The sequence below is a fragment of the Pseudoalteromonas sp. P1-9 genome, assembly GCF_001399975.1.
Classification (GTDB): Bacteria; Pseudomonadota; Gammaproteobacteria; order Enterobacterales; family Alteromonadaceae; genus Pseudoalteromonas.
Genome location: NZ_LKBD01000052.1, coordinates 1 through 24,472, shown reverse-complemented (window position 1 = coordinate 24,472; position 24,472 = coordinate 1). Strand labels below are relative to the sequence as shown.

Sequence of the window (24,472 nt, the reverse complement as noted above, 5' to 3'; positions counted from 1 at the left end):
TGAGTGTAATTAAGGGTAAAGGCCTCTTTTAGATAGGGAATTAAAATGTCATTAAGACAAGTAATAAAGCCCCACATAAAGAAGAGGCTAGTTAAAGCAACGAGTGCAAACTGAGTGTTTGAGGTGTTGCTAGCCTCGACTTGCATAGTCTGATTTATTGGATTGGGTGAGCTCACGATGATCTCCAGTTGATTTTTTTGCTGTAAGCGCTTACATTTAAATTATGTAAGCGCTTACATTTGTAGTTTGATAATTGCAGAAAGCATTTAAAATATCAAATATAAATCAGGTTTTGATTCGCTTTTAGGTAAGTGCTAACAAGTAAAGTAGCCATAAAACAAGGTGTTAAATACCATGAAGCATTTTCGCTTAGCCACAACGAGTAATATGATGCAGCCAGATTTCATTTTTGGTGTGGCAACATCGTCGTATCAAATTGAAGGTGCTCGAAATACTCGATTAAAGGCAAACTGGGATTCCTTTTGCGAAAAAGATGGCGTGATTGCCGATAGCAGTAATGGTGATCTAAGTTGCGAACATATTGCGCACTGGCAACAGGATGTTGCAATAATGGCCGATATTGGTGTTGATGCGTATCGCTTATCGTTGTCATGGTGTCGCGTTATGTTGGAAGACGGTACGGTAAATCTTGAAGGTGTTAAGTTTTATATCAACTTGTTTCAAGCGTTAAAAGCACACGGTATGAAGGTTTTTGTTACCTTTTATCACTGGGATTTACCAGATTATCTTGATAGCCAAGGGGGCTGGTTAAACCGTCAAACCGCCTACGAATTTGCTAATTATGTGGAAACGGTCACGCCATATATTGCTGCTTATGTTGATTCTTTCGCAACCTTAAACGAACCTTTTTGCTCAGCGTATTTAGGCTATGAGTTAGGCATTCATGCGCCTGGGCATACAAGCCAAAAGGCCGGTAAAATTGCTGCGCACAATTTACTATTAGCGCATGGTTTAGCAATGGAAGTATTAAACCGTTTAAGCCCAAGTACTGAAAACGGTATTGTGCTTAATTTCTCGCCTTGTTACCCATTAACAGATTCAAATCAAGACTTGCTTGCCTGTCGTTATGCCGATGAATATATGAACTTGTGGTATTTAATGCCGCTACTTGAAGGGCGATATCCAAGTATTACTGATTTATTACCTGACGATGTAAAACCAGAAATTGCTGCAGGCGATATGGCAATTATCGCTGCACCGCTCGATTTTATTGGTATTAATTATTACACCCGTAAGGTTTATCAAGCAGGCAATAATGTACTGTTTAAAGAAGTGGATTCAAATGAATATGCAAAAACGGCCATGGGCTGGGAAGTTGTACCAAGTGCTTTTGTTGATTTACTGACCGACTTAAATAAGCGTTTTCAATTGCCAAATATTTATATTACTGAAAATGGCGCAGCATTTGATGATGAAATTTTGGATGGTGAAGTGAATGACTTGGCACGTATTGATTACATTGACGAACATTTATTGGCGGTTGAACAAGCAATTCAGCACGGGGTGCCAATAAAAGGCTATTTTGTGTGGAGTTTATTAGATAACTTTGAGTGGTCAGAAGGGTATACTAAGCGCTTTGGCATAGTGCATGTTGATTATAAAACGCAAAAACGCACATTAAAGCAAAGCGCACTTGCGTACAAAGCACTAATAAACGCTAGAAATTCAAACTAATAACCATTAAATTTATTGAATGTAGACACAGTTTTCTTTTTTATGGCAACTATTTACGAAGTATCAAAAGCCGCTGGCGTATCATTAGCGACCGTTTCTCGAGTGATTAACGGTAACGCCCGAGTGAGCGAGCGCACAAAAGAAAAAGTGCACAAAGCAATGGATGCGCTAGGCTACAAACCTAATGCGATTGCACAGTCACTTGCCTCAAACCGCACTAATAGTGTGGGATTGTTGGTGTCAGAGCTGCATGGTTCATTTTTTGGCGACATGATGAGCTCAATTGAATCTATGCTGCGTGATGCGGGAAAACATGTGGTGATCACTGCAGGTCACAGTGAAGCTGAAAAAGAAAAACAAGCCATTGAGTTTTTGATTAGTCGCCGTTGCGACGCGTTAATTTTAAACGCTGAGGCAGTATCTGAAGACTATTTAAAATCGTTACTCGAAAAAAACATCGAGATCATTCTGATCAACCGTGATATCGAATCTCTAAAAGAGCGTTGTATTGTACTTGATAACCAATTAGGCGGTTATTTAGCGACCAAAGCGGCAATTGCACAAGGGCATACTGAAATCGCCTACATTAGCGGTCCTCATTTAAAAGAAGATGCACAGCAACGTTTAGCAGGCCATAAACAAGCGCTACAAGAAGCAAACATCCCATTCGATAGTGACTTATGCTTTGAGGGTGGTTATCACGAATCGGAAGGACAAGCTGGATTTAATGTGCTGCGCTCAGCCAATCAATCATTTACAGCACTGGTTTGTGCAAATGATGAAATGGCCTCTGGCGCAATGACGGCGGCACGTGAAAAAGGGCTCAGTATTCCTGACGACTTATCGATTATTGGCTTCGATAATGTGTTATTTGCCCGCTATTTATATCCCAAATTGACCACAGTAGATAACCCAATTGCGAAAATGGGCGAAATGGCGGCTAATTGGGTGCTTAGCAATATCTATCAGCAAAAGATTAATACAGAAATCACACATTTGTTTAAACCTGAATTAGTGATTCGCGACTCGCTAGGAGCCGTGCGTGCTGGCTAATCGGATCTCTCCCTCAGCCAAATTTGCGCTTATTGCGTCGTTTGGTGGGTTTGTATTTGGTTTTGATGCTTCGGTTATCTCCGGTGCAATTGGCTTTATTTCAGAACAATTTTCTCTCGATGAATGGCAACAAGGCTTAGTAGTGAGTGCGCCAACTTTAGGTGCAATTATTGCCAGCTTTTTTGCCGCGTTTTTAAGTGACCATTTTGGTCGCCGTAATACCTTAATTGCGGTGGCCTTGTTATATATTGTTTCTGCTTATTTCTCTGCAATAGCCAGTGATTTTGAAAGCTTAGTGCTGGCGCGCTTTATAGGTGGATTGGCGTTTTGCTCATTGCTTATTACGCCAATGTACATTGCGGAAATTAGCTTAGCCAAATCGCGCGGTAGATTAGTGTCGATAAACCAATTAAATATTGTGATTGGTTTATCGGTATCGTATTTCTCAAATTACGTATTGCTACAGCTAGGGCATGCCGAGGGGAATACATTAACCTTGTTAGGCATACATGCTGAAACATGGCGCTTTATGCTGGCACTCGAATTAGTACCCGCTATGGTGTGGTTTTTCGCTTTATTTTTGCTGCCAAAAAGCCCGCGTTGGTTAGTGCTTAAAAATCATCAAGCCGATGCGAAAGCGGTACTTAACAGGTTGTTTTCTAAAACGGAAGTGGATGCGCAGCTACAAGAAATCAGCGTAATTGAAAATCAGCAGAGCGCGTTTTTAACCCGTTTTAAAGGGCTTTTCACAAGTAAGGTGCGATTGGCTTTGTTAATGGGAATTACCCTAGCCATTGCGCAGCAGATATCAGGCATTAACGTTATCTTTTTTTATGCGCCTGTGATATTTGAGCAAAGTGGTATCGGTACTGATGCAGCGTTTTTACAAGCAAGCTGGATTGGTGCGATTAATGTGTTGTTTACCCTTGTTGCGCTGATCACCATTGATCAATTTGGTAGAAAGCCATTACTTACCGTTGGTTTGGTGGGGGTATGTATCAGCATGTTTATTTGCAGTTATGGTTTTAAGCAGGCAACGTATCAAATTAATGATAAAGATGTTGCTGCGTTAGTGGCAACCCATCAGAACCTAAATGCCTCAAGTTTTTCACCTCTTTTATCTAAAGTCTATACATCTGACATTGCGTTTAAAAATGCAGTTGTCGAAGCAATTGATGAGCAGCAATTTAGGCAAGTGGGCAGTGAATTGTTAATGCGTGCGACCGACATCAATGCAGGTCTTGTGCTTTTTGGTATCACTGCCTTTGTTGCATCGTTTGCAATGTCGCTAGGACCTGTGATGTGGGTGTTTTTTTCTGAGGTGTTTCCAAGTGAACTGCGCAGTGTTGGCATTTCGCTTTTGGCACTAATCAATGGGTTTGTGAGCTTTTTAGTGCAGCTGGTTTTCCCTTGGGAGCTAGCAACCTTAGGAGCGGCAACCACATTTCTAATTTATGGCGTGTTCGCGTTCTTGGCACTGGTAATCATTATGCGTTTTTTACCAGAAACAAAAGGCCAGTCGTTAGAGTATTTAAGCCAGTCAAACAAGTGCTAATCGCTTAAAAAAGCTGTATTTCCATTTCTTTCGCAAATAGCTCTAGGGCATGTAAGCCAGCTACCGAGTTACCATATTGGTTTAATTCAGGTGACCACACCACCACAGTGTAACGCTCAGGTACCACGGCTAAAATTGCACCACCGACGCCCGATTTACCCGGCATTCCAATACGATAAGCGAAATCGCCTGCTGCATCATACAAACCGCTGGTAAACATTAAAGAGTTCATTTGGGAGTTTTGCTTACGTGAAATAAAGGTCTCTTTTGTGGTTTGTGAAACCCCTTTATTAGCTAAAAAACTAAACGTTTTAGCCAGTTCTACTACGTTCATTTCGATGGCGCAGTATTTACAGTAATTACTGAGCACGGCGTCTACATCGTTATCAAAGTTATTAAATGACTTCATTAAGTTTGCCATTGCAGCATTACGAAAACGGTGCTTAAACTCTGATTTTGAAACCGATTTATTAAAATTGATTTTACTGTTGCCTGAGAGCTGACGCACCGTTTCTAAATAATGATGCAATGGGGCACTTACACGTGATTGTAGCGCGTCACATACGGCAAGCGCGCCTGCATTAATAAATGGATTGCGCGGTACGCCGTTTTCCATCTCAAGCTGAATAAGCGAGTTAAACGCAGTGCCTGATGGCTCTTTACCAACACGTTGCCACAGTGATTCACCATAGCGTTGCAGTGCGAGCGAAAGGGTTAAAACTTTTGAAATAGACTGAATGCTAAAGCGTGTTTTGGCATCGCCAGTAGTATAGATTTCACCATTGACAGTAAGTACCGCCATGGCAAATTGCTGAGGTTTAATTTTGGCAAGTTCAGGAATGTAATTTGCAACTTGGCCTTGACCGAACAAGCTTCGACATTCTGAATTTATAGTGTTAAGCAGCGACGTAATCTGATCCATTGTAAAACCTCTAACTCTGGCATTAAGCTCATCACTATAAATGAGTTTAGCTAGTTGTCACCAACGAAAAGAACTTATTTGAACTAATTAATATAGCTAATGAGCAAAGGTGTCGCGTTACTTAGCGGCAATTCTTAGTGCCAGTGCGCGAGCATGGTCTTTTTTGGCATAATAACGGACAGCATGACGAATAAGCCATTTGAGCTCAGTGTTAGCTGAACCTACCCAAGAATCAAGCAGATCGAAAACTAGCTCGGGATGATCTTTGGCAATATCTCCTAAACTATTGGCTACGCTGCGCCTAACGTACAAGCTGGAGTCGTCCTTTAAATGGCACAAAAACGGTAAAATGGGCGTTGGATCGTTAATAATCGCAGGTAATCGTTTTCCCCACGGCAGTTTTGGCCGAGTACCTTCTGAAACTAAACGGCGAATATGTCGGTTGCTATCGAATTGCCATTCATTAAGGGTTTCAAGCGTTCGCGCTTGTTGCGTTATTAAAAAAGGCCGAATGCAAAACTCAGCGCTAAAGCGTTGCGTAAGTTGATATTGTGCTTGCATTGATAAATCGAAAGGGTCGATTCCATTATTGTATTTTGCATCTAAACCGTAGTTTGCGATGTAAAAGCTATAAGGTAGGTAATAAAAGCCCGCCAGTCCGAATTCTTCTAAGCTTTCGTCAGCATCAATCAAGGTACGTAATAAAATATCAATCGTAGTTTGGTAATGTGCGGGAAGGAATTGATGCAACGTAGCTGCGATAAATTGGCCTTTTGCCATTAATGCCAAATCACTCGGTGCTAAACGACAGGCATCGACAAACTGCCTGCTATTAAATTCGCCATAGACTAGTTCAATATTACGCGCCAGAAAGCAAATGGCGTTATCATTTAATAGATCGGCTAACGAGCTGCCTTTTGCGATAGCGCGTGGCGCATTGGGAATGCTCGCTGTGGTAAATGATGGCAGTTGAACTGACATTTAAAGCCGTTCGCTATCGCTTTCTTTTTGGTCGTTTTTTAGCGCTAATTTAAACGCTAAAATAACCAATGCAAACATTAAAAACGGCAGTGCTGCAAGACTGTATTCTGCCCAAGCTTTATCGTAAAAAATGGGTTTCATAATAAAGTGTCCGGCAATTACCAAAACGATGGCAACCAGTAATATTGGAATTGTGATTAATTCGCTTTTAATTTGTCCCTTGCTTCGCATAAGAACACTTTGTAAGTTATGAATAATCCGTAGTTTATCTGCTTTTTTGTTAAAACAATATAATGTAAATCAAGTTTGTGGTATTCACTTTATAAGTGAATACATTTTTTTGATTGACGCAGATGAAATTCCACCCATCATGTCATCGTTAGTTAGAGCAAAGAGAAAGTCGTCGATTTCACTGTTATCGATTGCTGTTTGATTGATTAGTACGGTAGCCCACAGCACTAAGTCATCGTCATCAATTTGCGCTGAGATATATAAACTAAGCGCATGTTTTAGGTGCTGTTTATAAACTTTTAACGGCAAAATTTGTTGCTGTGTTTGTTGAGCAAGTACACGATATGCATTATTAATATCGCTGCCGTAGGTAATGAGTTGATTTAATGCTTGCTCGTAGGTCATTTTATTTTCTTAAACTGATAAAGGAATCGTTAAATTGCAACAGACAGTCATAATTAGAAAAGCCGAACATCAGGATGTTACAGCGGTGCTTAATGTACGAAAACAAGCAATTTTGGCTGGCTGTAAAGATGCGTATGATAGCACACAACTTGATTTGTGGACCGGCGTTAGCGCCGATAAAGTGATCACCGATATGATTGTAAATTCATTTTATGTGTCACAAATGGGTAACGAAATTGTCGGCACGGGTAAAGTAGACCTCACGACAGGGCAAATCGATGGCATATTTGTTTTGCCGTCGCATTTTGGTTTGGGATTAGCGCGCACTATGTTGACTTTTTTAGAGCAAAAAGCAAAAGCGCACGGTTTAACAAAGCTATTTCTTGACGCCACATTAAATGCGGTAAATGCTTATAGTGCCTATGGTTTTATTGCTGATACGCCACGCAACTATGAATCGCCAACCGGTGCTGTGCTGCGTTGTGTGCCAATGCAAAAGGAAATTAAATGACACTTGTATACACCCATGAAAATTTGACCTTAGTGGTTAATGTAAGTACTGCATTGCAAAATGCGGGTATTAAAACGCAAATTAAAAATCAGTATGCAGCGGGTGGGCGTGGCGAAATTCCTTGTTTTGAGACATGGCCCGAGGTCTGGGTAGCTTCGCAGTTTCAAGTTAAGCAAGCGAAGGAGATAGTGGCACAAATCACGTTAGAGAGTACACAACCAGATTGGCAATGTACTCATTGTACCGAGCTAAACGGAGCTGCATTTGATTTTTGTTGGCACTGTGATAGCCCTAAACCATGCTAAATTTGTTGTCATCTATGATCACCTAGCGATACCGCTTACGTGATTGTTACATCACGCTAAACACATTTCACTTACAGCTACACAAACAGCGTTTTATGCGTTGTATAAGTGTGAACGCTTCAAAAATGTAGCTTTGAAATTTTTTAACTTACTGAATTTAAATAATAAATAAAATTGTAATTAGCTCATTACAATTAAAAGTAAAATAGTTGTTACTTTTTATGTAAATTAGGTTAATAATATAAGTACTATATCTTTCGTAGTTTTAAAAAAGCAGTATGAGGCTTTATGTCTGCATTTATTATTATTTGTATGTTGCTTAGTATTATCAGTACCTTATATTTTGCGATTGGCTCTAAAAGTAGTCAGCAAAAATATATTGAGCATGTTGAATTTCCAAACACAATTAAGCAAACATTGCGTGCAAAGTACAGTTCGCTTTCTGATGAGCAGTGTGAACTAGTATTCGCGAATTTACGCGAGTATTTTTTGATTTGTCATATGGCAAAAGGGCAGCCAGTTGCAATGCCATCAAAAGCGGTTGATCTTGCGTGGCATGCGTTCATATTACACACGCGAGAGTACAAAACATTCTGTAAAAAAGCATTTGGTCGATTTTTACATCACACACCTATATCGGCATCGACAAATAGCCAAGACGTTGACGCAAGCTTACAACGTATGTGGCAGTATTCTTGTCAACGCCATTTTATTGATTATTCAACCCCTGAAAAACTGCCATTTTTGTTTGCACTCGATGAGATGCTCGCCATTGAAAATGGTTATTGCTACTCGTTAGATGATTCACCGCTAGCTGGAAAAATTAATGTATTGTTACTAACTAACCGTGTTACGTCATCACAGCAACCGAATGTGCAAACCTCACACATAATAAGTTGTGGTGGGTATGCAAGTAGTTAGAAACCGCCTACTAAAACTCAGTTTGATTTATTTAAACTGAGTTTTGAGCCTTTACACTATAATTTAAAATCTACTTATCGCTTCTGACTTGAGCATATACAGATTCGGTTTTCGAACGATTGATACTCAATCACCGCGCTCAATAATTGCCGCTCGCTTTTGTTAAACGCCATTCGCAAGTGATACAATATCGCCACTTTCATTTCTCTTAACGCAATAAAGTAGTTGTTTATATTATGATAGATACGGTTAGTCCGGCCCTGTTGGTGGTGTTTATTCTGGCGTTTTTCAGTTGGTATATTGCGTTTGTATTGTTTACCACTCGCGTAAAATACAACAAAAGTCAAAAACCTAAAGAGCAGTAGCTGTGTACGAATCATTTGTTGATTGGTATTGGTCTATATTCGGTGTTGGCGAAAATAATGTTGCGTTTGGCAGCAAAATTGCGGCCCTGTATTCTTGGCTAATGTTACTTGCAGCAGGCTTAACCTATTTAAAATACCTTAAACAGCAAGTGCCTAAATTTGTGTGTTTTGCATTTGCTATTGTTGCATTGTCATATTCATCAACCGACTTGTTGATGGCCGGTGTAAATGACTTTTATCGAAATTTTGATGAAGGCGATAGTTTTCGTGCCATTGCGGTAAGCTATACGCTGCTCGATAGTTTAACCGCCATTTTAGTGATGTTAGTGGTGCAGCGTATGTGCAAACAAGCCAATCCTTTTTTGGATGCTGTCGATATTATGGTGATGATACTGCTCTATAATGGCGCAGCTCATTTCTTAGTAAATGGGTATTACATGGTAGTTGAACAAGGCAGTGTCGATTGGATTGCCATGCTGTATTCGGTAACCATTATTATTACTGATGGTATATTAGTGCTAGTGATGTTTTTCCCATCGCTGGGCTGTTGGCTCAAAAATATTTCACTGCGTAAACAACTAAAAAGTGCAAGTTAGCTTGCACTTTTTAGTCATTACGTTTTAAACGGAAATATCTACGCCTTTAGATATTTGCTGTGAAACGCAATGTGTTCGTCAATAAAGCTTTGAATAAAAAAGTAACTGTGATCGTACCCTGCTTGCATACGAAGCTCTATTTCACTATTGCTTTGCTTCGCAGCAGCAATCAGGTTTTCAGGCTTTAATTGCTCTTGCAAAAAGTTATCAGCGTCACCTTGATCAACCAGTATAGGCAATCTTGATTGAGCACTTGCCAATAGTTCAGATGCGTCGTACTCGCGCCAAAACTCTTTATTTGAGCCTAAATAATTTGAAAAAGCTTTTTGTCCCCAAGGGCAGTTCATAGGGTTTGAAATGGGACTAAATGCAGAGATAGAGCGGTACTGTTCTTGGTTTTTAAGGCCAATAGTTAACGCGCCATGTCCGCCCATACTGTGGCCTGAAATCGATTTTGTTTGAGTCACCGGAAAGTGCTGTTCCACTAACGCCGGTAGCTCTTTCACAATATAGTCATACATTTTGTAATGACTTTCCCACGGTGTTTGTGTCGCATTGAGATAAAACCCAGCGCCTTTACCTAAGTCGTAGCCTTCATCGTCGGCAACATCGTCACCTCGGGGGCTGGTGTCGGGAGCAACAATTGCAATACCAAGTTCAGCTGCTTTTTTAAATGCCCCAGCTTTTTGCATAAAGTTTTCATCTGTACAGGTTAAACCAGATAACCAATAAAGAACGGGAACTGGGCTTTCTGCTGATGCATTTGGCGGTAAAAATAGGGCAAATCGCATGTCGCAATTTAAGCTGATAGATTTATGGCTGTATTGTTTATGCCAACCGCCACACACTTTGGCTTTACTTATCACTTCTAATGACATGTTGTTTCCTTTTAAAAGCGCCTAACATTTGTCAGGCGCTTTAACTAAAATTGCGGTGAGTTTAAGTTACTTATCCATATGCACTACAGAGCGAATGCTTTCGCCTTTGTGCATTAGCTCAAACGCCTCGTTAATATCATTAAGTGACATGGTATGCGTAATAAACTCTTGTAGGCCAAAGTCACCGGCAAGGTATTGTTCAACAATGCCAGGTAATTCTGAACGACCTTTCACGCCACCAAATGCAGAACCACGCCATACGCGACCTGTAACAAGTTGGAACGGACGCGTAGAAATCTCTTGTCCTGCGCCGGCAACACCAATAATCACCGACTCACCCCAACCTTTGTGACAGCATTCAAGTGCTTGGCGCATTACGTTTACATTGCCGATACACTCAAATGAGTAGTCAACACCACCGTCTGTCATTTCAACAATCACTTCTTGAATTGGCTTATCAAAGTTTTGTGGATTGATCACATCTGTCGCGCCAAGTTGTTTTGCTAAATCAAACTTAGATTCATTGATATCAATACCGATAATGCGACTTGCACCGGCCATGCGAGCGCCAATAATTGCTGATAAACCAATACCGCCTAGGCCAAAAATAGCCACGGTATCGCCTTTTTCAACCTTCGCAGTATTAAGCACTGCCCCCATGCCAGTCGTTACCCCGCAGCCAAGTAAGCACACTTCTTCTAGTGGTGCTTCTTTGTTTACTTTTGCAAGAGAAATCTCTGGCAATACCGTGAACTCAGAGAAAGTTGAGCAACCCATGTAGTGGTAAATTGGCTCGCCATTAAGTGAAAAACGAGTCGTGCCATCAGGCATTAAGCCTTTACCTTGTGTTTCACGTACTGCTTGGCAGAGGTTTGTTTTACCCGACTTACAGAACTTACATTCGCCACATTCAGCAGTGTAAAGGGGGATTACATGATCGCCTACCGCAACACTTGTTACACCTTCGCCAACCATTTCAACAATACCACCACCTTCATGGCCTAAAATTGATGGGAAGATCCCTTCAGGATCATCACCTGAAAGTGTAAATGCATCGGTGTGGCAAACACCCGTTGCAATGATGCGAATAAGTACTTCACCTTTTTTTGGCAATTGTACATCTACTTCTTCCATTTTTAATGGTTCGCCTGCTGCCCAAGCTACCGCAGCTTTTGATTTTATTGATGTTTGGCCTGGTTTAAGATCTAACGCCATAATATGTTTCCCATATGTGATTTGACGAACTAGCTGAAGCTATTAAGGCTAGTTCATTTGCTACTTTGTTGGTAACTAGTTTATTTATTTCTTATTAAAAGATAATCACCCTAAATTGAAAATTATTATTTCATATATGTAATAATGTAATCAGAATAGCGATGAGATAAAAAAGAATGGATTGGACTGGGGTAAGTGAATTTGTTGCGGTTGCAGAAACACAAAGTTTTACCGCGGCAGCAGATAAACTAGGCAGCTCTGTAGTTAATGTGAGCCGCAAAGTCAAAGCACTAGAGCAACGCTTGGGCGTTAAATTATTGCAACGCACCACACGTAAGGTGTCGCTCACCGAAATGGGGCAGCAATATTATTATGACTGTAAACCGCTGGTGGAAGGCTTAGCACTGGCAGAACTTAATGTGAGTAATATTCAGCACGGTATTAGTGGGCAAATTCGCGTCACCGCCCCGGTTACCTTTGGAGAGCGCTATATTACGCCGCTGGTGAACGAATTTTTAGCGTTGCATGGGCAAGTTGAAGTCGACTTAGTGTTAACCAACCAAAAACTCGATTTAATTGATAGCAGTATTGATGTTGCTATTCGTTTAGGTCACTTAAACGATTCAAACCTGATTGCAAAAAAGCTCGCAACACGACAAATGTTTGTTTGTGCAAGCCCTGATTATATTGCAACCCATGGCGAGCCACATACTTTATCTGAGCTTGCTATGCATCAATGCTTGGTAGGCAGCAATCAATATTGGCGGTTTTTACAACAAGGAAAGGGGCGTAATATTCGCGTAAACGGGCGATTAAAGTGTAACTCAGGCGTGAGTTTATTAGATGCTGCAATAAGTGGCTTAGGGCTTGCTCAACTGCCTGATTATTACGTTGGCGACGCACTAGCGCGGGGCGATTTGGTTGAAGTATTACCGAGTTATCGTGATAAAGAAGAAGGGATTTGGGCACTTTATGGTCATAATCGAGCGTTGCCTTCTAAGCTCGATTTATTTATTCGCTTTTTACAGCAGCATATAAAAAAGCCCGCTTAACGCGGGCCAAGATTAGGAAGTCTTTTTATATTTAACTTTATTTAAATCATTCTACTAGGCGTGTTTTACAACCACAGTACCGGCGAGTAAGTCGTGCCATGCTCGATTTTTCTCATCAATGGCTGCCCAAATAAATCCTAAACCAAGCGGTAACGCTGAAACATAGTAACCAACGTAACGAATAATGCTTTGCACTACGGTTGGTTTGGCACCCGTTTCAGCATCAACTACTTTGCTGTCCACTGCCATTTTTCCTGGGGTTGCTGCTTTATATACCCAAAACATTACGGTAAGTATAAAAGGCAGTACTTCGTGATTCATAAACTCTTTAAAGTCGAAGAAGTTTAGTGGCGTCCATGGCAAATAATCATCGAAGAAGGTAAAAGCGAATGCGGCAATTACCAGTGAAAAAAGTAATCCATCTAAAATAAGTGCGGCAAAGCGTCTAAAAAAACCGGCGTATTCAATACGGGGCTGAACTGTTTGATAATCTGAATATGTCATGGCGACCTCTGTATGCTTCCTGTTGATGGGTTTATACTAGTCGGTCAGTGATTTTGTATTGCTGAAAAATGAATAACGGCGAATTTAAATTGCGAACGGCAAAATGCGTGTTTTGATCAATCGTTGATAACCTAAGCTGGACGTTCACTTGATTATTGATAGATTATTTTTGTACCTAAAAAGTGTTTGAAAGATGATTTTGCTATATCCAAAGTAACAATAAATTTACATTTAAAGTGGGTAGAGTTTTTGCTCTTCGTTTTAAACCCTTTAATCGGTACAGATAAACACTATCTCATCTTGTAAAGCCAGTTTTACGTGCCAGCTTTTGCATTTATTTTCATTTGTTTACATTTGTTTATATTGATAATTAAAATTGACAACGCTGTCTTTTTTCTGCTTTTTTGAATGTTGTAAATGGTTTGTTAACTATTTGCGTGACTTCACAACAACAAAAAGGCAAACGTTATGAAAGCAAAATTTAATAAAACAACACAGGCTTTATTACTTTGCAGTACCTTCGCAGGCACAGCACTTGCGGCGGATAAAGTGTCTCTTGATACCGATAGTTCAGAGCGATTTATTGTTACCCTTAAATCTGATTCACTGAAAATGGGTTTACCGGTTACAGCAGATGCACAGCAACAACAGGCTTTTAAGCTTAATAAACTGCAATCGTTAGCTAGCAGTGTTACGTCTCAGGCAATTCATGTATTACCGAGCACTAATTCGGTCGCACTTAAATTAACTCAAGCTGAGCGAGCGCAATTATTAAACCGCAGTGATGTGCAATCGGTGGAAGTTGACCCAAAACGCTACTTACTTGCAGAAAGCACACCTTACGGTATTGGTATGGTGCAGGCTAATCAGTTAAGTGACAACCTTACAGGTAATCGCAAAGTGTGTATTATGGATACTGGTTATCAACTGGGTCATCCAGACTTACCATCAAACGGCATCACAGGTAATGATGGTTATGGCAGTAATGATACTGGTAACTGGTATAACGATGGTAACGGCCATGGTACGCATGTTGCGGGTACTATTGCGGCAATTGGCGGAAATGGCCAAGGCGTTGTTGGGGTGAATCCATCTAATCAGTTAGGCCTTCATATTGTTAAAGTGTTTAACGACCAAGGACGTTGGGCTTACGGCTCTGATTTAATTCGTGCGATTGAACAATGTCAGCAAGCGGGCGCCAATGTAACCAGTATGAGTTTAGGTGGTTCAGGTCAATCAAGTGCTGAGCGTCAAGCCTTTGCAAACAGCTATGCGCAAGGCATGTTGCACATAGCGGCTGCAGGTAACGATGGCAATAGTTCGATGAGTTATCCTGCATCGTACGATGCAGTGGTATCGGTTGCTGCGGTGAATAGCGGTGAAAGTAAAGCATCGTTCTCACAATATAACAGCCAAGTAGAAATTGCTGCGCCAGGTGTGAGTGTTAATTCAACATGGATCAACAGTGGCTACAAAAGCATTAGCGGTACATCAATGGCAACGCCACATGTATCAGGTGTGGCAGCATTAGTATGGAGCCACTTTCCAAACTGTTCTAACCAGCAAATTCGCGACGCGTTAAATACAACGGCAAAAGATAAAGGTGCAGCAGGACGTGATACCTCTTACGGCTATGGTATTGTGCAAGCCAAAGCGGCGTATGATTATTTAGCGAGTAGCAGTTGTGGCGGCGGTACAGGCGATGCAAAGCCTGTTGCCAATTTTGCGGTACAAGTTTCTGGCAACACTGCACAATTTTCTGATAGCTCGACTGATGACAAAGGCATAACCAGTTACGCATGGCAGTTTGGTGACGGCGCGACTAGCAGTAGCCAAAATCCTAGCCATACCTATAATACGTTTGGCGATTACACCGTAAGCCTCACGGTTACCGATACTAAAGGCCAAACTAACCGCAAATCAAGCATCGTCACAATCAGTGATGGTTCAAGCGGTGGATGTAACGGACTAGCAAATTGGTCGGCGTCAAAAGCCTATAAAGTCGGTGATAAAGTGGCTTATCAAAGCAATCGATATGAAGCAACTTGGTGGTCAACAGGGGCGCAGCCAGATGTGTATACTAATGTTTGGAAAAACACAGGTAAATGCAGTGGCGATGGCAACGCAAATCAAGCGCCTGTTTCAAACTTTACGTTTAGTGCAACTGGATTAACGGTAGCGTTTAGCCAAACCGCTACAGACGATAAAGGTGTTGTAAGTTACGCATGGGACTTTGGTGACGGCACAACGAGTAACGCTACCAACCCGAACCATAATTATTCCCAAGCGGGCAGTTATACCGTAAGTTTAACAGTTGCTGATAATGAAGGATTAAGTCACTCAAAAAGCCAATCAGTAGTTGTAAGCAGTGATACTGGTGCAGGTTGTAACGGTGTGGTTGCATGGAGTGCCGGCACAGTATTTCTAACTGGAGAACAAGCATCTTACAATGGCCGTTTGTACTCAGCTAAATGGTGGACCCAAGGTGCAAACCCAGAGCAAAACTCAGGCCCTTGGGATGTATGGCAAAATGAAGGTGCATGTAATTAACCTAAACCCATATTTAACCTAAACTTGGGGTAAGAAGTTAACTAACGCTTTGCGATCCTAAGGTGAGGTTAATCATACTAAACCCATTCTCAAATGGCGTAAGGCAACCATCAGGTTGCCTTTTTTAGTGCTTGCTTTCGCTTATATCAATCTGCCAAATTTGGCTGATTTGGTTATCCAGTAATGTGCAAAAAAACTGCTGATTGACGTTAGACTGACGACATAAGTTACGACCATATTTTGTCAATGAGCTGATGCCAGTCGTTTGCTTTGACGCTAAATTTAGCCGTTTATAACCAAGGCTAGTGCGATAAATAATGCTGTTGTTCACATACTGCCAATCGCGCCACTGTAATAGTGCGAAATCTTTAACTAACACCCTTTCTTCATTTGTTAAAAGTGAGCGTGCGAATAAGCCATCTTGACTAAATTTACTGTAATAAAGAGTATTTTCAGCAAAGTAGAAACTATAGCCGCCATTAAAGGTAATTTGTTTGGCTTGGCTTGATGCCGAATCAAGTTGCCATATATTCCACTCTTGATTTTGCTCCGCACTCACAAACAGTTGGTTGTCAGCATTAAAGCCAACAAAGTGAATAGTATCAAATGTGTGATTTATCTTTTGCCACTGTGATGTTGTCATATCGTAGTGATAAATTTGATCGTTAATATTGGCAACAAGCGCAGTTGCGTCAAATGACCATGCGATATTACCGACATACTCAATGGTATTGTCAAAACTAAGTGTTTTGCTGGTGTGTTTGTCAGCCAGCTTAATGCTCAATTTACCGTTGAGTGATTCAACGTAAACGAGTTGGTCGTTAATAGGGGATGGCGCAAATTGTAAAATACTGGCTTGACGTTTGGTAATGGGCAGAGGCGTTTGCGTATCGGTAATATGATAAAGGTTTGAGATGACGGCGTAGTGCTCGGCAAAAAGCGCGTCTTTACTTGCAAAAATTCGGTTGAAGGTATCTGAGTAGTCTAGCTGGGTTAGTGTGTTTTGCTCGCGATTATACTGATACAGCCCATCTTTTGCAGAAATAAGCAGAATATCATTAAACCAGCTTAATGATTGCAAGTGATCAATTAAGGGTACTTCAAAGAGTGACTTAGAATCATTTAGCGTTTTAATCACTAAACTATCGGGCTTATTTGCATGGTAATTAATGTAGGCAAGCTGATTATTGCTGATAGCAAATATGCGGTGCCCCAAACTGTTTCCACTATTGTCGGGAAAGCTCAGTTGTTGCTGGCGAGCAGTTCGAATATTAAACGCCACTAATTTATAAGGTGCTGACGCACTTTCTCGATAGGCATAAACTAAACGATTATTGCTATCGAGCGCCATATTGGTCACAACACTGGCTCCACATGAAAGTAACTGAGTAAGTTGTTGCGTAACTAAATTAAGTTCAACAATGGCACATTCTCGTTCAGTTAAATTAGAAAGCCTTGCCAAATATAGAAAATCGCCGTTTGCGATCACATCGGTGTAATAGAAATTATCGCTTAACAGGGGCGTTAAGCTGGCGTTTTGTTCTAGCTTCACTACCTTACTTATTGCAGCGTTATTGCTTTTATGTAGGGCGTAAAGTGTTTGTGAAATCTCGTCAAAATAGGGGTTAAACGTCATGCCTAATTGTTCAGTAAGCACGTGACGATTCGTTAATTTGAGCTGGTGATTAGGTTTACTCAAAAAAGTAATCATCGACAAAAAGATAAGCACGATCATCGCAATTAAGCCGATTAGCCACTTATTTTTGCTCGCAGTTGGGCACTGTTTAACTTCGGCGTTTGGCGCTGTTAATACACTGGGTGTAACCGCAAAGCGATAACCCACTTTGCTTACCGTTACAATATAAATTGGTTTTGTTGGTTCGGGCTCAATTAATTTTCTGAGCTGACTAATTGCGCGATTTACAGCCGCATCACTCACCACTCTGCCTTGCCAAACATGTTCAATTAGTTCGTCGCGCGATAAGGCTCGTTGGCTATTGCGGCAGAAAAAAATCAGTAACTCAAATAACTTCGGCTCGCATTCAGTCACCTTTCCATTGATGGTTAGGGTATTTGTTTGCGTATTAACTTGAATAGCATCGAAGCTAAATGAACCTTCTATCATTATGATTTTAATAGTTATTATAATTTCATTATCAAATTATCATAACTTAATTAAGCAACAATAACAGCTTTTGATTAGTTTTAATCTCGTTTTTATAGCAAAACCGAGATTACAAAAAATGAAAAAAACAACCTCAATTTTAGTACTAACTACATGCCTTATTTCAGCGTGTGGCGGCAGTAGTAAAACAGTAAATCCAGTTAATGATAATAACTCAAACGGACAGAGCTTATGTGCTGCACAAGCTATTCCTGATGGTGCTGAGTGTATTGGTGTAGATGGCCGACAAAATTTGGTCTTTGGTGATACGAGCAAAGAGTACAAAGGGCTAATTCTAACTTTGCATGGTGCACCCGGTTATATGGCAAAAGTAGCCGATATTTTTAATGCAAACATGCTTGAAGAAAAAGGGTACTTAGTCATTAGTCCAAATGGCAATGGCAGCGCATGGCAGTGGGATAGCAATACAGATGCTAACATCGGTGATGATAGCAATTACATCGCCAATTTAATTGATTACGCTCATGCCAATTATACAGTTGAAGGCGATAAAGCACGTATCTTCGGTTATTCTGCTGGTGGTTTTATGGCTTATACCTTAGCGTGTCACATTCCTGAAAAGTTAGTTGGTATTGTTGCATTGGCGGGGCAATATCGTGGTGATTTTGCTGCATGCTCAACCACCACGGCAGTAGCAATTCATCATCTACATAGCCCAACAGATATGGAAGTGCCGGTTAATGGCCGCGCCAGTGGTAACATTAAAAGTGTAGAGGATACGATTAATCACTGGCTTAGTATTAACGGTTGTGCCGCGCAATTTGAACAAATAACTCACCCTGCGGTCACTACTGACAGCAGTGGTACCGTTACCAATAGTTGGCAACAGTGTGCGACACCTGTAGCATCCTCTAAGTTGTTCACCGTGCCTCACGAATCAGATTATTTATCAGATGCGCTTTACGAAATTTACCAATCGAGTATGGCATTGGAGAACTAACATGCGTGCATTATTTGGGTTAATGTTTTCATGTGCATTGGTTGCATGTTCAGATTCAGCAAAAACACTGAATGACATTAGTAAAACAATTGATGATATAAACTGGCAACTTAAGCCTAAATACAACGGTGAAGTTCCTAACAATCAAAGTGTTAATTCGTACCGCGTTGCAATAACGGGCAATAGCCATGTTGCAGGGCTAGGCGCTGATATTAATAAAGTGATTACTCAGTTAACTCCCCAAAAACAGACAGTATCTGAAACTATTGGTAGTGGTTTTTTAGATGATAGCATTCGAAGTAGCAGTGCAACTCACACGCTTGTAAGCGGCAACTGGACGCACCTTATTTTGCAAGGGCAAAAATATTCACAATCACGTAAGACAACGTATTCAACTACGGCGGCAGAAAAATGGATAGCCAACGCAAAGGAGCTTAATGTTATGCCAATATTATTTCCTGAGCACCCCCAGCGTGGCGATACGACAGAAGCCCAATATGTTTATGGTCTGCATTCCGATATTGTTGCGAAACAGGCGAGCTGTCTAGCGCCAGTCGGCCTTGTTTGGGATAGTGTTTTGCAGTTAATGCCTAATCTTAGGCTTCATGCTAGCGATGGTAATCACGCTGCGCCATTGGGTAAATACTTAACAGCACTAGTGTTTGCTGAGGTGATCACCGGACAACGAGTCGATTCAGTAGTTTTAACGCCAGTTAATGGTGTGCGCGCTGACGAGCAACTTCTTATGGCGCAGGTAGTATCAGAAGTAATTTATCAACTGCCACCGTGTCCTTTTTCTCAATCCTCACAGAATTAGCGTGCGCGCTAATATCTCTAGTAGCAAAGCACAAGGTTTGCGCTAAGCAAACTCTTGTGCTTTTTTATATGCGTTAGTCCTGCTTTTTAACGCGGTAGAACCCAGCATAAAGCGCAGGTACTACGCCCAAGGTTAAAACTGTGCCTACGCCTAAACCAAAGGCAATTACACAGGCCATACCGTAAAACAGCGGATCTTGACCAATAATAAGTGGCAGTAAACCCATCATGGTAGTGATGGTGGTCATGGCAATAGGGCGAAGGCGTGTTAAGCACGCATCAATAATCGCTTGATACTCGCTTTTACCCTCGGCTTGCTCTATCGCAATACGGTCAATTAACACAATCGCGTTATTGATAATAATCCCCGCAAGGCTATAAAGGCCAAGTGTTACCATAAAACCAAATGGGGCTTGCATCACTAACAAACCAATTACCGCACCAATAAATGAAAGGGGAATAGTGAGCGAAATCACCATGGCTTTTCTAAACGAGTTAAACTGCGCCACCAATAAAATAATAATAAAGCCAAGCACCATAGGCATATTGGCACTCAGTGCTTTTTGGCCCGCTTTTGATTCTTTTATTACGCCATCGTATTCAATCGTGTGATTCACCGGTAAGTCATGCATAAGTAGTTGAATTTGCTCATCAACAAGTGCTTTAAAATCTTCTGCTGAAAGCTTGGTGTTGCGTGCTTCAATACTAATGGTGCGGAACATATCTTCGTGATGAATAATAGAAAACTGGTTCACAGGCTCAAAGTCAGCAACTTGAAATAACGGTACAGCACGGCCAGATTTTTCTGAATACACATTTAACGTACGCAGTCTATCAAGGCTATTTCGCTCGTTTTCACCAGCGCGCAGCACAATAGGGATGATCTCATCTTGATCACGAAAGTTAGTAATTACACCGCCGCTAAAGTAGCTGTCAAGCGCTTGCGCAATTTCACTTGACGTAAGGCCTGCACGTTTTGCTCGGTGCTGGTCAATTTTAACCGAGATTTTGGTGATCAGGTTTTCCCAATCGGTGCGCACATTAAGCGAGTTAGGCGCAGCATGTAATACCGCCATAATCTCTTGCGCTTTTTGATAAATAACTTCTTTATCAGGGCCTTTTACCTGCACTTTTAAAATAGACGAATCTGATGGGCCTAAAAACATTTTACGCACGCGCGCAGAAATATTTGGAAAACGTGCTTCAATTTGCGTATCTAGCTCTAATACCCGCGAAGCAATATCGGTTTCTGGTGTCACATTCAGTACAATAAAGCCTTTGTTTTCTGCAGGGTCTTCCGGGTTGAGTGAGAGTACAAAACGCGGCCCGCTAAAACCAACATAGCCTGAGAAGCTTTCAATATAGTCAAACTGCTCTTTGTTATTAAACCAAGTGAAAATTTCCTGCATTTGGCGATTGGTTTCGCGTGATGACGTACCGCGCGGTAAATCGATGTTGACGAGTACTTGAGTACGATCTGAATTTGGGAAAAACTGTTTGGCAACAAATTTCATTGATGCGCCAGCGCCAATAAACAGTATAAACATCGCCGCCATAAACAGGGCTTTGTGTTTTAACACCCAATGTAAAAACTGCTCATAATTTCCATAGTAGCTGGTTAGTTTGCCAAATTCATTGCTATCGCTGCTGGTCGTTTTTGGCACTTTAATAAAGTAGTAACTTAAAATTGGCGTTACTGTAAGTGCTAATACCCAGCTACTTAGCAAGGTAATTAAAATCACCAATGAGATTGAACGGGTGTATTCGCCCGCGACATGCTCCGCCAGCATTAGCGGTAAAAAGAATAAAATGGTGGTGGCTGACGAGCTAAGTAGCGGAACTGCCAGCTCTTTACATCCTTGCACCATGGCATTGTAGCGATCGATGCCTTGTTCTAAACGGCGTTTAAAATCTTCGGCAATAACAATGCCGTTATCAACCAGTAAACCAAGCGAAATGATAAGAGTCGCCAAGCTCATGCGCTCAAGCTTGATGCCGCTGTATTGCATAATGGCAAGGGTTACTAGCATCACGAGCGGCACAATAGCACCCACAATTAAGCCGGTGCGTAGCCCTAAGAAAAGAATTACCACAACAAGCACTATCGCCAGTGTTTGTAGCACATTAATTGATACCCCTTTCACGGTTTTTGCAACTTGGTCGGCTTGGTAAGTGGCAATATCGAGTTGATAGCCAATCGGTAATGTCTGTTCAATTTCAGCTATTTTGGCTTTAAAGCGCGGCGCAAACTCTAAAATATTGTACTCTGGCAACATCGCATTTGAAAAGAAAATTGCCGGTTTTCCATTAAAATAAGCCAGTTTATCAGGTGGGTCGATATAGCCTTTTTTAATCGTCACGATGTCTTTTAAAGCAATAAAATCTTCAGTGCCCGGAATGGTAATATAGGTATTTTCAATATCAGGAATACTATTAAAGTTCCCGCTTGGTTCAATAATAAAACTGCGGCTACCAGTATCAACTCGGCCACCTGACTGCACAATATTTTGGTTTTTAAGTTCGTTGATTAGCGCTAAAGGCGAAATTCCTAACTGTGCTAATTTGGCATTTGACGCTTCAAGGTAAATACGCTCGGCTTTGGCGCCTAAAATTTCAATTTTTTTAGTGCCTTCAACACCATAGAGGGTATCACGAATATGCTGTGCAATATCGTACATTGCGGCCATATCAAAGCCATCGGCGGTTAGCGCTAGGGTGATCACCGACACATCACCAAACTCATCATTTACATACGATGGTAACGTACCTTGTGGAAGTTTTCCTTGGACATTATTTACTTTGTTGCGTAAGTCTTGCCAGATATTGTCGAGGTTAAAATAACGGTCGTAAATTTTTACGTGAATAGTCGAAAGCCCCGTAGATGACGACGACTTAATTTCTTTTACTTCCGGAATTTTGCGGATTTCTTCTTCTAATTTTCGTGTGATCAGCTGTTCAACCCGATCCGGTGCCATACCTGGAAACTGCGTGCTAACAATGGCTTCACGAATGGTAATGGTCGGATCTTCCTGAGCAGGCAGAGTAAAATACGCAAAAATGCCGTTTAGCATTAATAGCGCCACCACAAGTAATACGGGTTTTTTATAATTAAACGCTAAAGCGGTAATATTCATCTTAGCGCTCCTTAATTAAAGCGCTGCACGGCGTTATCAAGTAACGACACTTTTTGCCCATCGCGTAAAAAGGCGATGCCTGCCGTGGCGATAATTTCCTTGTCGTTTAAGCCTTTAGAAATAATCACTTCATTGTTGATAACGTTTTCGGTTTGTACAAAGCGTTTTTCCAATAGCTGAGTTTCAGGGTTAAACACAAACACATAGGCTTTTTGTTTCACATCAGCACCAAGGCTACTCACCGGAATACGAATACTGGGGCCAGTGTAACCAGTACGCCCCATGCCTTGATAAACAAATTCAACCTCGGCGGTCATACCAGCGCGTAGCACGGAATTTTCTTCATCTAAAATTACGGTGACGGGGAACGCATTGGCCGATTCAGCGCGGGTACCTTTTTCAGAAATATGCCCTTTCATTTCAAGCTGTGGCATAACCGGGTAGGTTACTTTTAAGGTCATATCGCTGTTTAAGTCATGGATTATGCTCTCAGGCACCATTACACGTACTTCAAAGCCGTGTTGGCCTTCAATTTCAAATACGGATTGGCCTGCGGCAACTTGCTGTGAGGGTTCAATTAAACGTTTGGTGATAACGCCATCGTAAGGTGCCAGTAATTCACTATCTTGTACGTTTTTGCGCGCAATATTAAGCTGAGCATTGGCAACATCCACAGCACTTTTGGCAGATTCAAACGCTGATTTTGAATTATCAAAACCTGATTTAGATACTAAACCTTGTTCGCTCAGTGTTTTGTATCGCTCATATTCATTTTGCGCTTCTTGAAGCGCCGCTTCGGCTTGTTTCACCTGCGCTGATGCAGACTCAAAACTTAACTGAAACGTGAGCTGATTAAGCTTGGCAAGCGGTTGGCCTTTACTCACTGTATCACCTAATTTTACAAACACCTTTTCAACTTTACCGTTTACTTCAAAGCTTAAGCTGGCATTTTCAACGGGGGCAACAATGCCCGAAAGCGTGCGCACTTGTTCAAAATTTGAGGTTTTCACCGCTGTCCATGCGATTGGGCGGATAGGAGGTTCAGAGTGTTCGATTTCTTTTGAACAGCCAACAAGCGTGATAATACACGCAACAACGTAAAATAAACGCATAACGGTTCCTGTAAAAGGTGCTAATTTTATAAGCACAAATTGAGTAAGTTAATTTGGTACTATGCAGTACCAAATATTTTGGTACCATGTAGTACCAAAGTCAACCATGTTTTTACAATTAATAGGTACAGTCTTGAGTTTAGAACAAATTTTAAATGCAAAACCGTTATCAGAGCGCGGTAAAAAAATCCTCGCAGTAGCACAAACGCTATTTTTAGAACATGGTTACGACAATACCTCGCTTGAAATGATTATTAGCGAATCGGGCGGCTCAAGGCGCAATATTTACAGTGAGTTTGGTAATAAAGAAAAGCTGTTACTTGCAGTTATTCGTGAAAAAGCCGAAGTGCAAGTGGGCACTTTGCTTAACATCGATTACGACTTGCCGCCGCAACAAGCGCTTAGTCAGGTGTGTTATGGTTTTGCCCAAGGCTTTTTATCCGAAACCATGGTGAAATTGTTCCGCTTAGTGACCAATATTGTGCCAAAACTACCGGAAGTAGGTGAACTTATCTATCACTTTGGCCCGCTGAGAGGCAGCATTCC

Annotated in this window: 22 protein-coding genes and 1 pseudogene; 12 read left to right on the top strand and 11 right to left on the bottom strand. The window is 41.2% G+C overall.

Annotation, left to right across the window (positions count from 1 at the left end; genetic code table 11):
- Positions 1-146, bottom strand: a pseudogene (locus AN214_RS22575) (glucose/galactose MFS transporter); the annotation flags it as partial.
- Positions 147-354: 208 nt separating this feature from the next.
- Here AN214_RS22575 and AN214_RS20370 point away from each other — a divergent pair.
- From AN214_RS20370 to AN214_RS20360, 3 genes are read left to right on the top strand one after another with little or no spacing between them, the layout of a single operon-like run.
- On the top strand, positions 355-1,695 hold the full coding sequence (locus AN214_RS20370; RefSeq protein WP_054981400.1) for a GH1 family beta-glucosidase: 1,341 nt from the start codon (positions 355-357) through the stop codon (positions 1,693-1,695).
- Between the two features lie 42 nt (positions 1,696-1,737).
- On the top strand, positions 1,738-2,748 hold the full coding sequence (locus AN214_RS20365) for a LacI family DNA-binding transcriptional regulator (protein WP_054981399.1): 1,011 nt from the start codon (positions 1,738-1,740) through the stop codon (positions 2,746-2,748).
- Positions 2,738-4,303 carry a sugar porter family MFS transporter gene (locus tag AN214_RS20360; RefSeq protein WP_054981398.1) on the top strand — a complete coding sequence of 522 codons (1,566 nt, stop codon included), beginning with the start codon at positions 2,738-2,740 and terminating at the stop codon, positions 4,301-4,303. The genes AN214_RS20365 and AN214_RS20360 overlap by 11 nt, the downstream gene beginning before the upstream one ends.
- A 4-nt stretch (positions 4,304-4,307) precedes the next feature.
- Here AN214_RS20360 and glsB read toward each other — a convergent pair whose 3' ends face one another.
- The 4 genes from glsB to AN214_RS20340 form a co-directional block, all read right to left on the bottom strand.
- A complete protein-coding gene (glsB, locus tag AN214_RS20355; protein ID WP_054981397.1) occupies positions 4,308-5,225 on the bottom strand; it encodes a glutaminase B in 918 nt (305 codons plus the stop codon).
- Between the two features lie 117 nt (positions 5,226-5,342).
- Complete coding sequence (locus AN214_RS20350; protein ID WP_054981396.1) at positions 5,343-6,206, bottom strand: hypothetical protein; 864 nt, start codon at positions 6,204-6,206, stop codon at positions 5,343-5,345.
- A complete protein-coding gene (locus AN214_RS20345; protein ID WP_054981395.1) occupies positions 6,207-6,437 on the bottom strand; it encodes a hypothetical protein in 231 nt (76 codons plus the stop codon).
- Between the two features lie 84 nt (positions 6,438-6,521).
- Positions 6,522-6,842, bottom strand: coding sequence for a hypothetical protein (locus AN214_RS20340; protein WP_054981394.1), 321 nt, complete (start codon positions 6,840-6,842; stop codon positions 6,522-6,524).
- 34 nt (positions 6,843-6,876) lie between these two features.
- Here AN214_RS20340 and AN214_RS20335 point away from each other — a divergent pair, with 34 nt between their 5' ends.
- The 4 genes from AN214_RS20335 (at position 6,877) to AN214_RS20320 (ending at position 9,540) form a co-directional block, all read left to right on the top strand.
- The gene (locus AN214_RS20335) at positions 6,877-7,353 is read left to right on the top strand and encodes a GNAT family N-acetyltransferase (protein WP_054981393.1); all 477 of its coding nucleotides are present in this window, start codon (positions 6,877-6,879) and stop codon (positions 7,351-7,353) included.
- Complete coding sequence (locus AN214_RS20330; RefSeq protein ID WP_054981392.1) at positions 7,350-7,658, top strand: DUF2007 domain-containing protein; 309 nt, start codon at positions 7,350-7,352, stop codon at positions 7,656-7,658. The genes AN214_RS20335 and AN214_RS20330 overlap by 4 nt, the downstream gene beginning before the upstream one ends.
- 288 nt (positions 7,659-7,946) lie before the next feature.
- Positions 7,947-8,579: a hypothetical protein gene (locus AN214_RS20325; protein ID WP_054981391.1), complete on the top strand. Its 633-nt coding sequence runs from the start codon at positions 7,947-7,949 to the stop codon at positions 8,577-8,579.
- Positions 8,580-8,946: 367 nt separating this feature from the next.
- Entirely contained in the window at positions 8,947-9,540 is a 594-nt protein-coding gene (locus AN214_RS20320) for a hypothetical protein (RefSeq protein ID WP_054981390.1), read from the top strand.
- Positions 9,541-9,578: 38 nt separating this feature from the next.
- On the opposite strand, the gene fghA is transcribed toward AN214_RS20320, so the two are convergent.
- Both fghA and AN214_RS20310 read right to left on the bottom strand, forming a co-directional pair.
- A complete protein-coding gene (gene fghA, locus AN214_RS20315; protein WP_054981389.1) occupies positions 9,579-10,418 on the bottom strand; it encodes an S-formylglutathione hydrolase in 840 nt (279 codons plus the stop codon).
- A 66-nt stretch (positions 10,419-10,484) separates the two neighbouring features.
- Positions 10,485-11,633: an S-(hydroxymethyl)glutathione dehydrogenase/class III alcohol dehydrogenase gene (locus AN214_RS20310; RefSeq protein ID WP_054981388.1), complete on the bottom strand. Its 1,149-nt coding sequence runs from the start codon at positions 11,631-11,633 to the stop codon at positions 10,485-10,487.
- Positions 11,634-11,809: 176 nt separating this feature from the next.
- Between AN214_RS20310 and AN214_RS20305 the strand changes: the two genes are divergently transcribed.
- The gene (locus tag AN214_RS20305; RefSeq protein ID WP_054981387.1) at positions 11,810-12,685 is read left to right on the top strand and encodes a LysR family transcriptional regulator; all 876 of its coding nucleotides are present in this window, start codon (positions 11,810-11,812) and stop codon (positions 12,683-12,685) included.
- A 54-nt stretch (positions 12,686-12,739) separates the two neighbouring features.
- Here AN214_RS20305 and AN214_RS20300 read toward each other — a convergent pair whose 3' ends face one another.
- Positions 12,740-13,189, bottom strand: coding sequence for an RDD family protein (locus AN214_RS20300; RefSeq protein ID WP_054981386.1), 450 nt, complete (start codon positions 13,187-13,189; stop codon positions 12,740-12,742).
- A 468-nt stretch (positions 13,190-13,657) separates the two neighbouring features.
- On the opposite strand from AN214_RS20300, the gene AN214_RS20295 reads away from it, so the two are divergent.
- Positions 13,658-15,739, top strand: a complete 2,082-nt coding sequence (locus AN214_RS20295) for a S8 family serine peptidase (protein WP_054981385.1) — start codon at positions 13,658-13,660, stop codon at positions 15,737-15,739.
- Between the two features lie 124 nt (positions 15,740-15,863).
- Here the strand turns inward: AN214_RS20295 and AN214_RS20290 are convergent, their stop codons facing one another.
- Positions 15,864-17,864 carry a winged helix-turn-helix domain-containing protein gene (locus AN214_RS20290; protein WP_054981384.1) on the bottom strand — a complete coding sequence of 667 codons (2,001 nt, stop codon included), beginning with the start codon at positions 17,862-17,864 and terminating at the stop codon, positions 15,864-15,866.
- A gap of 118 nt (positions 17,865-17,982) precedes the next feature.
- Between AN214_RS20290 and AN214_RS20285 the strand changes: the two genes are divergently transcribed.
- A complete protein-coding gene (locus AN214_RS20285; protein ID WP_054981383.1) occupies positions 17,983-18,864 on the top strand; it encodes a PHB depolymerase family esterase in 882 nt (293 codons plus the stop codon).
- A 1-nt stretch (position 18,865) separates the two neighbouring features.
- Positions 18,866-19,681 (top strand): hypothetical protein, encoded by an 816-nt coding sequence (locus AN214_RS20280; protein ID WP_054981382.1) that lies wholly within the window; start codon positions 18,866-18,868, stop codon positions 19,679-19,681.
- 73 nt (positions 19,682-19,754) lie between these two features.
- Here AN214_RS20280 and AN214_RS20275 read toward each other — a convergent pair whose 3' ends face one another.
- The gene (locus AN214_RS20275) at positions 19,755-22,814 is read right to left on the bottom strand and encodes an efflux RND transporter permease subunit (RefSeq protein WP_054981381.1); all 3,060 of its coding nucleotides are present in this window, start codon (positions 22,812-22,814) and stop codon (positions 19,755-19,757) included.
- A gap of 11 nt (positions 22,815-22,825) precedes the next feature.
- The gene (locus AN214_RS20270; protein WP_054981380.1) at positions 22,826-23,926 is read right to left on the bottom strand and encodes an efflux RND transporter periplasmic adaptor subunit; all 1,101 of its coding nucleotides are present in this window, start codon (positions 23,924-23,926) and stop codon (positions 22,826-22,828) included.
- 133 nt (positions 23,927-24,059) lie between these two features.
- On the opposite strand from AN214_RS20270, the gene AN214_RS20265 reads away from it, so the two are divergent.
- Positions 24,060-24,472: TetR/AcrR family transcriptional regulator (locus AN214_RS20265; protein ID WP_161805702.1), on the top strand; the 413-nt coding region annotated here is incomplete at its 3' end.

Bases quoted from the DNA above. Each gene is read 5' to 3' on its own strand.
- AN214_RS20370 (WP_054981400.1), top strand. From the start codon at position 355: ATGAAGCATTTTCGCTTAGCCACAACGAGTAATATGATGCAGCCAGAT.
- AN214_RS20365 (WP_054981399.1), top strand. From the start codon at position 1,738: ATGGCAACTATTTACGAAGTATCAAAAGCCGCTGGCGTATCATTAGCG.
- glsB (WP_054981397.1), bottom strand. From the start codon at position 5,225: ATGGATCAGATTACGTCGCTGCTTAACACTATAAATTCAGAATGTCGA.
- AN214_RS20350 (WP_054981396.1), bottom strand. From the start codon at position 6,206: ATGTCAGTTCAACTGCCATCATTTACCACAGCGAGCATTCCCAATGCG.
- AN214_RS20345 (WP_054981395.1), bottom strand. From the start codon at position 6,437: ATGCGAAGCAAGGGACAAATTAAAAGCGAATTAATCACAATTCCAATA.
- AN214_RS20340 (WP_054981394.1), bottom strand. From the start codon at position 6,842: ATGACCTACGAGCAAGCATTAAATCAACTCATTACCTACGGCAGCGAT.
- AN214_RS20330 (WP_054981392.1), top strand. From the start codon at position 7,350: ATGACACTTGTATACACCCATGAAAATTTGACCTTAGTGGTTAATGTA.
- AN214_RS20325 (WP_054981391.1), top strand. From the start codon at position 7,947: ATGTCTGCATTTATTATTATTTGTATGTTGCTTAGTATTATCAGTACC.
- fghA (WP_054981389.1), bottom strand. From the start codon at position 10,418: ATGTCATTAGAAGTGATAAGTAAAGCCAAAGTGTGTGGCGGTTGGCAT.
- AN214_RS20310 (WP_054981388.1), bottom strand. From the start codon at position 11,633: ATGGCGTTAGATCTTAAACCAGGCCAAACATCAATAAAATCAAAAGCT.
- AN214_RS20305 (WP_054981387.1), top strand. From the start codon at position 11,810: ATGGATTGGACTGGGGTAAGTGAATTTGTTGCGGTTGCAGAAACACAA.
- AN214_RS20300 (WP_054981386.1), bottom strand. From the start codon at position 13,189: ATGACATATTCAGATTATCAAACAGTTCAGCCCCGTATTGAATACGCC.
- AN214_RS20295 (WP_054981385.1), top strand. From the start codon at position 13,658: ATGAAAGCAAAATTTAATAAAACAACACAGGCTTTATTACTTTGCAGT.
- AN214_RS20290 (WP_054981384.1), bottom strand. From the start codon at position 17,864: ATGATAGAAGGTTCATTTAGCTTCGATGCTATTCAAGTTAATACGCAA.
- AN214_RS20285 (WP_054981383.1), top strand. From the start codon at position 17,983: ATGAAAAAAACAACCTCAATTTTAGTACTAACTACATGCCTTATTTCA.
- AN214_RS20280 (WP_054981382.1), top strand. From the start codon at position 18,866: ATGCGTGCATTATTTGGGTTAATGTTTTCATGTGCATTGGTTGCATGT.
- AN214_RS20275 (WP_054981381.1), bottom strand. From the start codon at position 22,814: ATGAATATTACCGCTTTAGCGTTTAATTATAAAAAACCCGTATTACTT.
- AN214_RS20270 (WP_054981380.1), bottom strand. From the start codon at position 23,926: ATGCGTTTATTTTACGTTGTTGCGTGTATTATCACGCTTGTTGGCTGT.